We start from the raw sequence: 14,828 nt of genomic DNA on the forward strand, positions 1-14,828 counted from the left end.
TATGACCGAAAAAGATGGCCGCCAGGCCCACCACGCGGAGAAGGCACCTGCGGGCGCGGTAGACCCCACGGATACCGCCCCCAATGCGGAAGAGAACCGTGTCCCGGTTACCGTCGGCGCGCGCGGCCGCATCGTGCGCGCCTCTCCACCCGCACCGGTACCAGAAAAGCGGCCCAAGCCCTCAGTGCAGAACACGACTGTTCCCCCTGAGGAAGATAAGTCCGCGCTGACTGGCCGCAATGCGGAGATCGAGGCCTCCAATCAGGACGTGATCCGCGCGACGGGAACGATGGCCATTGCCACGCTGCTCTCGCGCATCACCGGCTTCCTGCGGCAGATGCTTATTGGCGCCACCCTTGGTGCCACGGTGGGAACGGCCTTCAGTAGCGCCAACCAGATCCCCAACCTGGTCACCGAAATCGTGCTGGGCGCGGTGCTGACCTCACTGGTGGTTCCGGTCTTGGTGCGCGCGGAGAAGGAAGACTCGGACCGCGGCGAAACCTTCGTCCGAAGACTTTTTACCCTGGCGTTTTCCATCCTGGGCATCGTTACCATCCTCTCCGTTATCTTCGCGCCATTATTAACGAGGATGATGCTGCCTGAAGATTCCAAGGCCAATGCCGTGCAGGCAACATCATTGGCCTTCTTGCTCTTGCCGCAGATCCTGTTCTACGGCCTTTTCGCCCTCTTCCAGGCGGTCTTAAATACCAAGAATATCTTCGGCCCTGGCGCCTGGGCACCGGTGATCAATAACATCATCTCCATCAGCGTCCTGCTGGCTTATCGCTTTTTGCCGGGCCGCCTCGACCCGCACGAACCTACGCCGGTGGCGGATCCACACATCATGCTGCTGGGTCTGGGCACCACCACTGCAGTGATTGTGCAGTGCTTGATCCTTGTTCCGTACCTGAAAAAGGCCGGCATCAACCTGCGCCCGAAGTGGGGCCTCGATGCCCGCATCAAACAATTCGGCGGCATGGCGCTGGCCATTATTACCTACGTGGCCATCTCCCAGCTGGGTTATGTGGTCACCTCCCGCGTGGCGGCGTATGCCGATGCCGGTGCGCCGCTGGTGTACCAGAACGCGTGGCTGATGCTGCAGGTGCCCTATGGCGTTATCGGCGTGACCTTGTTGACCGCCATCATGCCGCGGCTTTCGCGCAATGCCGCCGATGGCGATGTCGATGCCGTGGTACGCGACCTCACCTTGGGTACCAAGCTGACCTTCATCGCGCTAATCCCCATCGTCATTTTCATGACGGGCTTCGGCGTGCCCATTGCTCGCGCCCTGTTCCAGTACGGCGCCTACGGCGCGGATAGCGCAGAGCAGCTCGGCCTCACCATCAGTTTTTCTGCCTTTACCTTGATACCCTATGCGCTGGTGCTGCTGCACCTGCGCGTTTTCTACGCTAGGGAAGAGGCGTGGACGCCCACCTTCATCATTGCCGGCATCACGCTGACTAAGGTCGTGCTGACCTTGCTGGCGCCGTTGATGACCAGCAACCCGGACCGAGTGGTTATCCTCCTCGGTACCGCCAACGGCTTTGGCTTTGTCTCCGGTGCGGTCATCGGCGGCTTCCTGCTCAAGCGCAAGCTGGGCAGCCTGGGGGGCAAGGCCGTAACCCAAACGGTCCTTTGGTCCGCCGGCGCCGGCGCGGTCGGCCTGGTTGTGTCGTGGGCGCTGTACTGGCTCATGCAATTGGTCTTGCCGGAGCAACTGCCTTCGATCGTCTCGCTGGTCAAGGTCGTGGCGCTGGGCATCGTCTTTGTGATTATCACCGGGCTCGTCCTGTCCAAGTCCTCCCTGCCTGAGGTGCAGAACCTGGCCCGCGCCCTCCAGCGCATCCCGGGAATGTCCCGGTTCATCACGGTGGACAGTTCCAAGGCCATCGAGGTCGAGGAACCAGACCTGCAGGAAATCCAGCCGGTCTATACGCAGGATTCCTTCAATGCCACCTTGGTGCCGCCACCGATGTCCGCCGGTATCGTCCGCGGCCCGCGCTTGGTCCCCGGCGCCCCTGTCTCGGACGGCCGCTTCCGCCTCCTGCAGGATCACGGCGCTGTATCCGGCGCCCGGTTCTGGCAGGCCCGCGAACAATCCACCGGCCGCCTCGTGGCGCTGACGTTCGTCGATACCAATACCCAGGCGCCCATCGCACCATCGACGCCCACGGTCTCTGCCCGCCGCTCCGCCGAAATCTCCCGCAATACGCGGCGTTTGGCCGAGCTCAACCTGGAGACCATGGCGGATAATATCGAGATTTTGTCCTACCGCACCGGCTGCCTGGTGGTGGCGGACTGGTTTGAGGGCACCTCCCTCAAGCAGGTGGCAGAGGCAGATAACCTCGACCCCAATTCCGTCGCCCGCGCTACCGCGCCGCTGTTTGCCGATGCCGCCACGGCCCACGACGCCGGCCTCATCCTCGGCGTGGAGCACCGCGACCGCTTCCGCGTATCCACCTCCGGCATCATCAAGGTTGCCTTCCCCGCAGTACTGGATGGGACGTCTGCAGAAAGCGACCGCGAGGCCCTAAGCTCCGCGCTAAGCATGCTGGTCGAATCCACCGAACCATCGCCGAAGAAGCTGCGCGATATTTCCGATGACGCCAATCTCACCGCCGACGAGGCCGCAGAGCGACTCGAAGCAGCGCGGCTGGCCTTCGATGCCGCGGATGCAGAAACCCGCGAAGAAAAGTTGGAAGAGCTGCAGGAGGCGGAGGGGCTGACCTCGGCGGGCATCGCCAAGCGCCTGCGTGAATTCGCCCCAGAAGAACAGGAAGAAAAGACGGAGGCCCTCCCCGTGGTCGTTGAAGATGAACCCTCGCAGGAAGAGGATCCGAAGCAAGAACCAGGCTTTGGTGGCCGCGGTTACTCGGGTTCCGGCGTCGTGGTCATCGGCATTTTCGCCACCATCTTCGTCGTGGGCATGGCAGCGCTGACGACGTGGGTGATGTCCCTGCTCAGCGATGTGGAAAAGACCGGTTCCGTTACCGAAACCGTGCAGGGCTCCACGATGATCCCGAATACCCCGCCGGTGCACCTCAAGGAATCTTCCGCTATTACGGTGCCAGACGGCGAGGATAATGAGCAGCTTATCGATGGCAAGACGATCACCACCTGGTCCACGAAGGAAACCGGTTCAGGCGTGTTACTTACCCTGGATAACCCGGCCCACCTTTCGGTCATGACCGTGACCCACACCAGGTCCAATGGCGCGCACTATGACATCTACGGCGTCAACAAAGACGATTTCGATCCGGAACACCCGCAGCTGAGTTCCCTTCCCAAATTGGCGGAGGGCAAGTTCAAGCACGCAAACGAGGATTTAGAGTTGAAGGAAACGCCTCAGAAATTCGATGCCGCGCTCATAGTCATCACGGATCTGCCTAAGTCAAAAGAGGTTACACTGGGGGAGGTCCAGCTTGTGGGCCATCCTTAATACCGAGGTCAGCGGGTTGGAAAAAGAAATTTTACTTCAAGGCTTGACTAAAGTGCGTAGTCGAGTATCGTAGTTGGTGTTACATCAACAACAACGTTAGGAGAATCAATTATATCCCTCGCAGCAGGTACCTACACCATCGACAAAGAGCACACCGTTATCGGCTTCGTTACCAAGCACGCCATGGTCACCAAGGTGCGCGGCAACTTCGGTGAATTCGAAGGCACCATCAACGTTGCCGAGAACATCGCGGACTCCACCGCAGAGGCCACCATCAAGGCTGACTCCATCTCCACCGGCAACGAGGACCGCGATGGCCACGTAAAGAACGAAGACTTCTTCAACGTGGAGGAGCACCCAGAGCTTTCCTTCACCACCACCAACGTCAACGTTGACGAAGACGGCAACGGCACCGTCACCGGTGACCTCACCATCAAGGGCACCACCAAGTCTGTCGACCTCAAGGTTGAAGAGGTCGCTACCGCTGAGGACCCATTCGGCAACTTCCGCCTGGGCTTCGAGGCACAGACCAAGATCAACCGCAAGGACTTCGGCATCGACTTCAACGCTCCGCTCAAGACCGGCGGCGTCCTCGTTTCCGAAGACATCAAGATCGAGCTCGAGGTTTCTGCCATCAAGCAGTAATCGCACTTCTTTGAAAACCTTGGGCTCTCACAGCCCCCTGGTTACCAACAGCTAAAGCCCGCGCCGCGTACCCACTCGGCTGCGGGCTTTAGTCATATTCCCTGCCCAAGACTTTCAATCTTGCGCCCGCGCTAGCGTGGCACGGGCCCATACCAGAGCAAACTCACCCTTCCTTTTATCCCTAGGATGCAATAATGATGGTGTACGCCTCACTGAAGTACGTGGATTTAATGTATGAATCTGCGCCTACCCGAATGATCGGGCAGATCGTGATTGCCCAAACACGAACACTGGTTTCCTTTCGAGTGTTGAAGGCGTGACATAGCTGGACGTGGTTTCCTCCCCAGGAATCACAGACAGAAATGCCGGGACGAGACGCAAGGAGAACACCATGAAAACGGCCACTACTTCACAAGACCTCACCTACGCATCGCTGGGGATATTGGCGGTCTCCTCGTGCCTGTGGGCTATGTACATGCAAGACAATGCATTTGTAATTATTGGCCTGCTTTTTGGAACGGCGGTCACCGCTTGGCAGATTCATCACTATAAGGCGACGATTCCACTTGCCGTAAATTCCATTGCGATAGCCGCCGGGATTGTGTCAGCTGTGAGCTTTGCAGTCCGAGAGAACATTTCAAGTTCCGCAATGGCATCCTTTAGCTTTGCCACTGCTGGCGTACTGATCGCATACGTTGCTTTCGCCGCTGTAGCGATTATCAAATCTCAGCAGAAGTGAATGCTGAGCCCAGCATCGCCACACTCCGCTTATCAAATCCAATACCTTGTTACATCTCCCGCTGCGGTAACTATAGTTTCTAACTATGACGACACAACGCGATAAAACCCAGCACGAGCTGCTTCAGGAGCGCGCTGCGGCAGTAGACCTGCAGGCATACTACCTGCACCTGGACTTATCTCAGGTGAAGGAAAGCCCCACGTTCGGCGCGACAAGCCGCATAGAGCTCACCACCACCGAGCCCGAGCTTTTCCTGGACTACTTGGGAGAATCGGTAGAACAGGTAACGGTTAACGGTCAGGCGCAGGACGTCGACTTTGATGGCAGCCTTATCCGCCTCCACGAACTGCCGGTGGGGGAGGAGCTAACGATTGAGATCACTGGCGTCTCGCGCTACTCGCGCACGGGCCAGGGTTTGCACCGCATGCACGACCAGGCCGATGACGCGACCTATCTGTACTCGCACCTTGAGCCTTCCGATGCCCGCCGCATCTTCCCCTGCTTTGAGCAGCCGGATCTCAAGGCGCCGTTCCACGTCACCATGACCGCGCCGAAGGACTGGCAGATCCTCTCCAACCAGCCGGAGACCGAGCGCGAGGAGCACGGGGACAATGCCACGGTCCGCTTTGCGCCCACCCCGCCGCTTTCGACGTACCTCACCTCTTTTGCCGCTGGGCCGTATAAGTATCAAGAACGCACCTGGAACTCGCCGGATGGCGATCACTCCGCGCAGCTGCGCGCCTTTGCCCGCGCCTCCATGTTTGAGTATTTGGACGAGGAAATCCTGGAGCTTACCGCGCAGGGCATGGACTATTTCCACGAGAACTTCGGCTTTGCTTACCCTTGGGGCAAGTACGATTCCATCTTCGTGCCGGAATATAACCTCGGCGCCATGGAGAACCCGGGCCTAGTGACCTTCACCGAAAGCTATATCTTCCGCTCTAAGGCCACGCGCAGCCAGAAGGCCGCTCGCGCAAATACCATTTTGCACGAGATGTCCCACATGTGGTTCGGCGATCTTGTCACCCCACAGTGGTGGGACGATCTCTGGCTCAAAGAGTCCTTTGCCGAGTTCATGGGAGCCGATGCCTCCGTGCACGCCACCGCCTATGAAGAGGCGTGGGTCAACTTCGCCGGCCAGCGCAAAAACTGGGCCTACCTGCAAGATCAGCTTCCCACCAGCCACCCCATCAAGGCCGATATCCCAGACGTGGATGCCGCGCGCCAGAATTTCGATGGCATTACCTATGCCAAGGGCGCAGCCGTGCTCAAGCAGCTCGTGCACTACGTGGGCCGCGATAACTTTTACGCAGGCGCGCGGGATTACTTTCAGGAACATGCCTTCGCCGCTGCCACCTTCGATGACCTACTCACGGCCCTGAAAAAGCACACTGATCGTGACCTTGATTCCTGGTCAAAGGCATGGCTGCGCACCTGGGGTCCGGATACCCTCACCCCGGAGCTGCACACGGAGGGCGAGAAGATTACCGAGCTCGCGGTGAGCGCCGAGGCCGAGGATACGACCCGCCCGCACCGCCTGAGCGTGGCTCTTTTTGATGCCCGCCTGAACAAGTACCGCGAGTTCGACATCGACCTTCCCGCCGGTGGTCACCGCACCATCGTGGATGAGGCGGCGAGTGAGAAGGCCCCGGCATTGCTGCTGCTTAACGATGCCGACCACACCTACACCAAGGTCCGCTTCGACGACGTTTCGCTTGCCACCATCAGCGATCACCTGTCCGAGGTCCAGGATGGGCTCAGCCGCGCGGTCATCTGGACCTCGCTGTGGAACCTCACCAGGGACGGGGAGTGGACTGCGGAGGAGTACGTGGGGGTCGTCGCCAAGCACGCGCCCGCAGAGACCAATGCCACGCTGCTAACCACCGCCTACGGCAATGCGCACTTTGCCATCCAGCACTATGTGGCCGAAGACCGCCGCGAGCAGGTGCGCGCCGAATTCGCCGGTGCTCTGTGGGATCAGCTCGGCGCCGCAGATCCGGGCTCCGATGCGCAGCTCATTCTGGCCCGCACCGCCATTGCCGCACTGGCCGCAACGCCGGAGGCCTCCGGCACCGAGCGCCTGCGTGACCTGCTTGTTGGCTCGGTGGAGGGCCTGCGCCTCGATCCGCAGATCCGCTGGTCCATCCTGCGCGCCTTGGCCGCCCGCGACGCCGTCGCACTAGCTGAGCTGGAAGCAGAAAAGCAGCGGGATAATACTCTGACCGGCGCCGCCGAATTCTTGAGCGCTAGCCACGCCTTCCCGACGCCGGAGACCAAGCGGGCCGCCTTCGATAGCGCGCTGACGCCAGGGGAGTATTCCAATGCGGAGGTCGATGCCCTGCTAGCAGGCTTCAACGCCCCGCGCTCGGCAAAGCTGCAGGAAGAATTCGCCGAAGAGTTCTTCCGCCGCGTCGAAGATATTTGGGATAACCACCCCATCGAGATCGCCAACCGGCTGATCCGCGGCCTCTACCCGGAATCTTCCATGGCGGAGTCCGCTACCACGGAACTACTGCACAAGGATCTGCCGGGTGCGCTGCGCCGCGTGCTTTTGGAGTGCCGCGACCACCTGCGCCGCACCCTGCGTGTGCGCGCCCAACAATAGAAGGTCAATAGACTGTACCGCCGCCGGCTCGCGCCGGAGTTCTCCCCGGGTCACAATTGCTTTAACACTTGTTGATCCGGGGGGAATCTACAGATGCCATTAAGTCCTGACCACAGCGACGAAGAATTAGTTGATGCTTTTATCGAGGGGGATAATAAAGCCTTTTCCGCCATCGTGGAACGCCACCGCAAGCGGCTGACCACCGTGGCGCGGCGGTATACAAGGAATGAGTATGACGCGCAGGATGTCGTGCAAGAAGCCTTCCTGCGCGCTAGCTGCAATCTGCATAAATACCGACGGGAATCGGCCTTAAGTACGTGGCTGCACCGCCTGGTTAAAAACACCGGCTACGACTATTTAAATCACCGGGCTAATAGGGAAAACGCCTCGCTCGATAGCGATGATTTTGCCGATGATCGCAATCCGCTGCTGGCACACAACCCATCCGAAAATCTGGCGGAACAGCTCGTCGTCCGCGAGGCCATGGAGCTTTTAAGGCAAGATCAGCGCGAAGCCCTCATGCTTACCGATATCGCCGGGTTCCGCGTCAACGAAGTCGCCACCGCCCAGGGCATAAAGCCTGGCACCGTTAAATCTCGACGGGCACGCGCGCGGGAGGTCTTACGCGAAGCCATCGGTTAACTACATCTCGATGTCGCATCATTCTTGCATCAATTTCGCAGCCGCTAGCCTTTGCAATATGAACGATTTGCAATCAGGCGGGTAGACTCTTGACGTTACGCAAAATGACACTGTGATTTTAGGGAGTTAGCAATGACCGTCCACGATGTTGCCATCGTAGGTTCCGGACCTGCCGGTTATACCGCCGCGCTTTATGCCGCTCGTGCTGAACTCAGCCCCATTGTATTCGAGGGATTTGAATACGGTGGCGAATTAATGAACACCACCGAGGTGGAGAACTACCCAGGCTTCCAAAAGGGCATCATGGGCCCAGAGCTCATGGAAGAAATGCGCGCACAGTCAATCCGCTTTGGTGCGGATCTGCGCATGGAAGTCGTCGACTCCGTCGAGTTGGAGGGCGATATTAAAAAGCTCCACGTGGGCGACGAGGTTTTTGAAGCCCGCACGGTAATCCTCGCCACCGGCGCCGCACCACGCCACCTTGGCATTCCCGGCGAAGAAGAGCTCTCCGGCCGCGGTGTTTCTACCTGCGCTACGTGCGATGGCTTCTTCTTCAAGGGCCACAATATCGCCGTCATCGGCGGCGGCGATTCCGCTATGGAGGAAGCTACCTTCCTGACTAAGTTCGCGGAGTCTGTCACCATTGTGAACCGCTCCGAAAACTTCCGCGCCTCCAAGATCATGTTGGACCGCGCCCAGGAGAACGAGCAGATTAAGTGGGAAACCAATAAGGTTGTCGAGCGCGTGCTTGAAGATGACGGCAAGGTCGGCGGCCTAGAGCTCAAGGACGTTGAGACTGGGGAAACCTCCACCTTGGACGTGACCGCCATGTTCGTTGCCATTGGCCACGATCCGCGTTCGTCCTTCCTCAACGGCCAGGTCAAGCTCAATGACAATGGTTACGTTGAGGTTGACCAGCCCTCTACTAAGACCTCTCTGCCTGGCGTTTTCGCTTGCGGTGACTTGGTAGATGACCACTATCAGCAGGCCATCACCGCTGCAGGTTCCGGCTGCCGCGCTGCCATGGATGCGGAACAATTCTTGGCTGCAAACCGTTAGATTCAGTATGAGTAACGTCAAAAAGGTAACCACTGAAACATTCCGTTCTGATGTCATCGAGGCGGATAAACCCGTCGTCGTGGACTTCTGGGCGGAATGGTGCGGGCCATGCAAGAAGCTGTCTCCGATCTTGGAAGAGGTCGCAGATGAGCTCGACGGTGAAGTCACCATCGCCCAGGTCAACGTCGATGAAGAACGAAACCTCGGCGCCATGTTCCAAATCATGTCCATTCCAAATGTATTGATTTTCAACAATGGCGAAAAGGTCGACGAGTTTGTGGGCCTGCGTTCTAAAGATGACATCGTGGCGCAAGTGAAAAAGCAGCTATAGCTGTTACTCTTGTTACTAAAGTTACCGAGTAGGAAATCTGCCATGCGGCCTAAAGTCCTAGGCCGTGGAAGGGGTGAAAGGCGTGAATCGCGTTCTTCGGGTTGGTGATTCAAGTGTGCGCGTAGCTGAAGCTCGCGCCACCTTGGCTCGCCTTGGCCTCTTATCAGATTTCACGGGCGAACTCTCTGCCTGGAAAAAGCAGAAGTACTCCGAGACTGATAAGACCTTTGATGCCGATCTCGCTGAAGTGCTCAAGGCATTCCAGCAATCGCGCGGCATCCTCCCAACGGGAGAGATCGACGATCTGACCCTGCGCGAATTGCGCCAAGCCTCTTATACCCTGGGCAGCCGCGTTTTGAGCTATGAACCCACCAATCCATTGGTGGGCGATGACATTTCGCAATTGCAGCAACAACTGCAAGAGCTCGGTTTCTATCAAGATCGCGTCGATGGTCATTTTGGCCGCAATACCCACGCTGCCTTAACCGAATACCAGCACAATTGCGGGCTGCAGGAAGATGGCGTGTGTGGACCGGCTACCATTCGCGCACTCAGCTTGCTTGGCCGCCGCATCACCGGCGGTTCGGCGCACAATATTTTAGAGCGCGAGCGTGTGCGCAATGCCGGGCCAAAGTTGGCGGGCAAGCGCGTGGTCATTGACCCTGCACTAAGTGGCCGGGACTCCGGCTTCACGGTCAAGGGCCGTTTTGGTGATATTTCTGAGCAAGAAATCCTCTGGGATCTCACCCAACGCATCGAAGGCCGAATGATCGCCGCCGGCATGGAAACCATTATTTCGCGCCCCCGCACCGATGATGCGGACGTGCAATCCCGTGCCGAGCTGGCCAATGCCTTTGATGCCGATATGGTCATCTCTTTGGCGTGCGATTATTATCCCAACGAGAAGGCCCACGGCGTAGCCACGTTCTACTTTGGTTCCGAATCCGGAAACTCCTCACTCATTGGTGAAACCCTTTCCGGCTTCATCCAGCGTGAAATCGTGGCGCGCACCGATCTGCAGGACTGTTCTAACCACGGCCGCACCTGGGATCTTTTGCGCCTGACGCAGATGCCGGTTGTTCAGATCTTTTTGGGTTACCTCACCAATCCTGAGGACGTCAAAATTCTTACCAACCCGAAGCGCCGTGACGATATTGCAGAAGCAATCGTTATCGCCGTCAAGCGCATGTACCTCATGGAGCAAGACACCGCCATTACCGGTACCTACAAATTCTCCGAGCTTCTTCAAGCGGAGCAGGCTTAGCCTGCCCAAACTGGAGCGCACAGAGCGGACTTAATCACTGGCCGCCGCGCAAGATTAACTGCGTTATCTTGTACCAATAGCATTCATTCGATTAGTATCAGTCCAAGCTATTGATATCTACTAATTGAATGGATTCCTATAATGAGCAGCTCAACCTCCGCCCCAATTTCCAGAAAAGAAACGCGCCGCGTAGTAGCTGCCACCACAATCGGAACCGCGATTGAATGGTATGACTACTTTCTCTATGCCGCCGTCGCCGGCCTAGTATTTAACCAAGTAATGTTCGGCCCCTTAGAAGGTGGGGTAGCCAGCATCGTTTCCTTCGCCTCCGTGGGCCTATCCTTCCTTTTTCGCCCGCTTGGCGCCTTCTTAGCCGGCCATTTTGGTGACCGTCTTGGTCGCCGCCTCGTCCTCATGGTCACCCTTTTTGCCATGGGTGGGGCCACCACGTTAATTGGCCTCCTGCCTACCTACGATACGGCGGGAGTATGGGCTCCCATCCTGTTGATTTTCCTCCGCATCATTCAAGGCATCTCCGCCGGGGGAGAGTGGGGTTCCGCGGTGCTTCTTGCAGTTGAACACGCTCCCAACGATAAGCGCGGCCTCTTTGGCGCTGGGCCACAGATCGGAGTCCCCATCGGCCTGCTGATGTCCTCTGGCGTGCTTTCCATCATGAATATCATCGCCCCAGGGGATGCCTTCCTTGAATGGGGTTGGCGCGTGCCGTTCTTGCTTTCCTTCGTCCTAGTCATCATCGGCTACGCCATCCGCATCGGCGTGGATGAGTCTCCGGTCTTTCAAGAGATCTCAGATAATAAGAAACGCGAGGCGGCAAACCCCATTGGTATCTTGTTCAAGCGCTATTTTCCGCTTGTCCTCGTCGCGGCCCTAGTTTTTGCAGGTAACGGCACCGTGGGCTATATGACCACCGGTGGCTATATCCAAAATTACGCCACCAACCCCGAGGGTCCGGTCTCGCTCGCGCGTGGCGATGTCCTCAATGCCGTCACGCTATCAGCCTTCACGTGGCTCATCTTTACGCTTTTCGCTGGCTGGTTATCGGATTATATCGGGCGCCGCACGACGTATCTCGTCGGATTTGTCATTCAAGCGATCGGCGCTGCGGCCCTTTTCCCGCTGGTTAATACGGCGTCCCTGGGATTGCTTTATTCCGCCCTCATCTTCCTGACGGTTGGGCTCGGCTTAACCTATGGTGCGCAATCTGCCATGTATACAGAGCTTTTCCCAGCATCCATTCGCGCTTCGGGCGTATCGATTACCTATGCCATCGGCTCCGTTCTCGGCGGTGCCTTCGCCCCGATGATCGCGGCCTCGTTGGTAGAAGCAACGGGCACGACCTTTGCGGTATCCGTATATCTTGTCTCCGCAAGCATCGTCGGATTTATTGCAGCCCTACTCCTGCGCGAGCGCAAGGGCATTCCGCTGGGCGCCGAACATGAGGAAGAACAAGCCAAGGGCCACTTCATCTTTTCTAAAAAATAGTGCCCTCGCTCTAAAGAGGAGGGCACTAACTTTGCGAATGTGGCAGGCAGCTGGGGAACCTGCCACAGGAGCAGGTTATTTATCCCGCTCCATCAGCGCCATGATGCGCTCGAAATCTTCTTGGTCGCCGAACTCTACGACCATTTTGCCCTTGCGCTTGCCCATGGTCACGGTGACCTTAGTATCGAAGCGATCCGAGAGGCGCTCAGCCGAGTCGGTAAAAAATTGCGGCTGTGGTACCTGGGACTTCTTCTTATTCTCCGCGGGTTTCCCATCGCGCTTATATAGCGTCACGGCTTCCTCGGTGGCACGCACGGACAGGCCCTCCGAAATTACCCGGTCCGCGATGTAGTCCATCGCTTCCTTATCGTCGAGGCCCAAGATAGCGCGCGCGTGACCGGCCGAGAGGGTGCCTGCAGCAACTCGCTTCTGCACGTCTACCGGCAACCGCAGCAGGCGGAGCATATTGGTCACCTGCGGGCGCGAGCGGCCAATGCGGTCCGCTAATTCGTTCTGGGTTACGCCGAACTCTTCCAAGAGCTGCTGATAAGCGTGTGCCTCTTCCAAAGGGTTGAGCTGAACGCGGTGGATGTTTTCCAGCAGGGCATCGCGCAGCAGATTGTCGTCTTTGGTGTCGCGCACGATGGCCGGGATAGTGGCCAAGCCAGCCTTGGAGGAGGCGCGCCAACGGCGCTCACCCATGATGAGCTCAAATCCGCCCTCCTCGGAGGGACGGACGACGACCGGCTGCAGGAGGCCGAACTCGCGGATGGAGTGAACCAGCTCGCTGAGCTCATCCTCATCAAAAACGGTGCGCGGCTGCTTGGGGTTGGGAACGATTTCCCCCACGGAAATCTCGCGGTAGGTCGCGCCGATTGCTGCCGGCGTAGCTTGCCGCTTCTTGGAGGACTTGGACCCAGAGCCTTGTTGGATGGTGGGAGCGCCCTTTACGCGCTTTTCGCCGCGTGCCTTGCGCTCGCTACTTCCCGTGGAGTTTCCCAAGATAATATCTGCGGCGGAATCACCCAGCCGTGGCTTGCGGGTGGGCGCATCGGGGCCGGACGGGATGAGAGCGGCTAGGCCTTTGCCTAGGCCACCTTGCTTTTGTTCTGCCATGAAATCCTATCCTTCCAATTCCGCATAAATTTCGGGGCTCACGCCAATCGCCCCCGTGGTGGGATGCGGGCGATAATCACCGCGCCTGTTGAGCTCGCGAGCCGCGGCGAGATACGCCCGTGCACCGGTGGATGAAGGGGCGTAATCAATCACCGTGGTCCCGTAACCAGGCGCCTCTGAGACTCGCACAGAACGCGGGATGACGTTGCCCATGACAACGGCGCCAAATTGCTCACGAACGTTATCGGCCACATCCTCAGCCAAGCGCGTACGTGCATCATACATGGTAAGGAGCACCGCAGAGATATGCAGATCTTCATTGAGGTGCTCGCGAATCATCGTGATATTGCCCAATAATTGGCCCACGCCCTCCAGTGCGTAGTACTCACACTGGATAGGGATGATGACTTCTTCCGCACACGTCATGGCATTGATCGTCAGCAAACCCAGAGATGGCGGGCAATCAATAAAGACGTATTCAAAGCCGTGTTCTTCTAGGAACCCGTTATGGAGGGCATCGTAAAGCCGAAACTCGCGGCGCACGAGAGACACCATCTCAATTTCCGCACCGGCAAGATCGATGGTCGCGGGGATGCAATAAAGGTTTGAATTATGCGGAGAAGCCTGCATGGCCTTTTCCGCAGTGCAATCGCCCAAGAGCAATTCATAGCTGGAATCGGTTCCTGAGCTATGTTCCGCGCCCATGGCGGTCGATGCGTTTCCCTGGGGGTCAAGGTCAATGACCAATACCTTCTTGCCTTCAGTAGCAAGGGCTGCGGCCAAGTTGGCGGCGGAGGTGGTTTTACCTACGCCGCCCTTCTGGTTAGCAATAGTGATAAGGCGCGGATTAGTCATGCCGTCTACTTTAGTTCACGCGCGGGACACGGATAATCGTGGTTCCGTGAACGGTCGTGACCTCGGCTTTTCCGCCGCCGGCCTTCTTAATATCCGCGGCATCGCGCTCCAGCTCTTCGTGTACAGAAGAGCCCTTCAGCGCGATCATTTCCCCGCCTTTGCGTACTAGGGGAAGAGACCACTTTGCCAGCTTTCCCAGGGGAGCAACTGCACGGGAGGTCACCACGTCCGCGCCGGCCACTGCCTTTTTAATGGGTCCTTCTTCGGCGCGCCCGCGCAACACGGTGACGTTATCTAATCCCAGCTTTTCGGTTACCTCGTTGAGGTAGTTATAGCGCTTCAAAAGCGGCTCAATGAGCGTGATGTGCAGATCGGGACGAGCGATGGCCAGCGGGATGCCGGGCAATCCGGCACCAGAGCCGACATCGATAACCGTGGCGCCTTCCGGAATAACTTGTTCAATAACGGCGCAGTTTAAGATGTGGCGCTCCCACAGCCGCGGTACCTCGCGCGGGCCGATAAAACCACGAGTGGACCCGTCTGTAGCGAGCGAATCGTGGTATTCCTGCGCGAGCGGCAGGCGGGAGCCAAATACTGCAGACGGGTCCATCTCGGACACTATGAGAATCT

12 protein-coding genes are annotated in these 14,828 nt (G+C 58.1%); 9 read left to right on the plus strand and 3 right to left on the minus strand.

Features of this window, described 5'->3' with window-relative positions; all coding sequences use genetic code 11:
* Position 1: 1 nt before the first annotated feature.
* From murJ to ABRP88_RS07520, 9 genes are all read left to right on the plus strand, one after another.
* Positions 2–3,439: a murein biosynthesis integral membrane protein MurJ gene (gene murJ / locus ABRP88_RS07480; protein ID WP_349836831.1), complete on the plus strand. Its 3,438-nt coding sequence runs from the start codon at positions 2–4 to the stop codon at positions 3,437–3,439.
* Positions 3,440–3,550: 111 nt separating this feature from the next.
* Complete coding sequence (locus ABRP88_RS07485; protein WP_284611344.1) at positions 3,551–4,084, plus strand: YceI family protein; 534 nt, start codon at positions 3,551–3,553, stop codon at positions 4,082–4,084.
* Between the two features lie 391 nt (positions 4,085–4,475).
* Positions 4,476–4,823 (plus strand): hypothetical protein, encoded by a 348-nt coding sequence (locus ABRP88_RS07490; RefSeq protein ID WP_349836833.1) that lies wholly within the window; start codon positions 4,476–4,478, stop codon positions 4,821–4,823.
* An 85-nt stretch (positions 4,824–4,908) separates the two neighbouring features.
* Complete coding sequence (gene pepN / locus ABRP88_RS07495) at positions 4,909–7,428, plus strand: aminopeptidase N (protein WP_349836834.1); 2,520 nt, start codon at positions 4,909–4,911, stop codon at positions 7,426–7,428.
* A 93-nt stretch (positions 7,429–7,521) separates the two neighbouring features.
* A complete protein-coding gene (locus ABRP88_RS07500; protein WP_349836836.1) occupies positions 7,522–8,070 on the plus strand; it encodes an RNA polymerase sigma factor in 549 nt (182 codons plus the stop codon).
* A 132-nt stretch (positions 8,071–8,202) separates the two neighbouring features.
* Positions 8,203–9,129: a thioredoxin-disulfide reductase gene (trxB, locus tag ABRP88_RS07505; RefSeq protein WP_005275966.1), complete on the plus strand. Its 927-nt coding sequence runs from the start codon at positions 8,203–8,205 to the stop codon at positions 9,127–9,129.
* Positions 9,130–9,136: 7 nt separating this feature from the next.
* Positions 9,137–9,460, plus strand: coding sequence for a thioredoxin (gene trxA / locus ABRP88_RS07510; protein ID WP_005280453.1), 324 nt, complete (start codon positions 9,137–9,139; stop codon positions 9,458–9,460).
* A gap of 82 nt (positions 9,461–9,542) precedes the next feature.
* Positions 9,543–10,724 carry an N-acetylmuramoyl-L-alanine amidase gene (locus tag ABRP88_RS07515; protein ID WP_349836838.1) on the plus strand — a complete coding sequence of 394 codons (1,182 nt, stop codon included), beginning with the start codon at positions 9,543–9,545 and terminating at the stop codon, positions 10,722–10,724.
* 141 nt (positions 10,725–10,865) lie between these two features.
* Positions 10,866–12,227: an MFS transporter gene (locus ABRP88_RS07520; RefSeq protein WP_349836840.1), complete on the plus strand. Its 1,362-nt coding sequence runs from the start codon at positions 10,866–10,868 to the stop codon at positions 12,225–12,227.
* A gap of 75 nt (positions 12,228–12,302) precedes the next feature.
* On the opposite strand, the gene ABRP88_RS07525 is transcribed toward ABRP88_RS07520, so the two are convergent.
* The 3 genes from ABRP88_RS07525 to rsmG are packed head-to-tail and all read right to left on the minus strand — an operon-like array spanning position 12,303 to position 14,808.
* Positions 12,303–13,343 (minus strand): ParB/RepB/Spo0J family partition protein, encoded by a 1,041-nt coding sequence (locus ABRP88_RS07525; protein WP_284622764.1) that lies wholly within the window; start codon positions 13,341–13,343, stop codon positions 12,303–12,305.
* 6 nt (positions 13,344–13,349) lie between these two features.
* Entirely contained in the window at positions 13,350–14,198 is an 849-nt protein-coding gene (locus ABRP88_RS07530; protein WP_023024597.1) for a ParA family protein, read from the minus strand.
* A gap of 10 nt (positions 14,199–14,208) precedes the next feature.
* A complete protein-coding gene (rsmG, locus tag ABRP88_RS07535) occupies positions 14,209–14,808 on the minus strand; it encodes a 16S rRNA (guanine(527)-N(7))-methyltransferase RsmG (RefSeq protein WP_034659477.1) in 600 nt (199 codons plus the stop codon).
* Positions 14,809–14,828 lie beyond the last annotated feature (20 nt).

The organism is Corynebacterium sp. KPL2734 (assembly GCF_040225595.1).
Lineage (GTDB): Bacteria > Actinomycetota > Actinomycetes > Mycobacteriales > Mycobacteriaceae > Corynebacterium > Corynebacterium rhinophilum.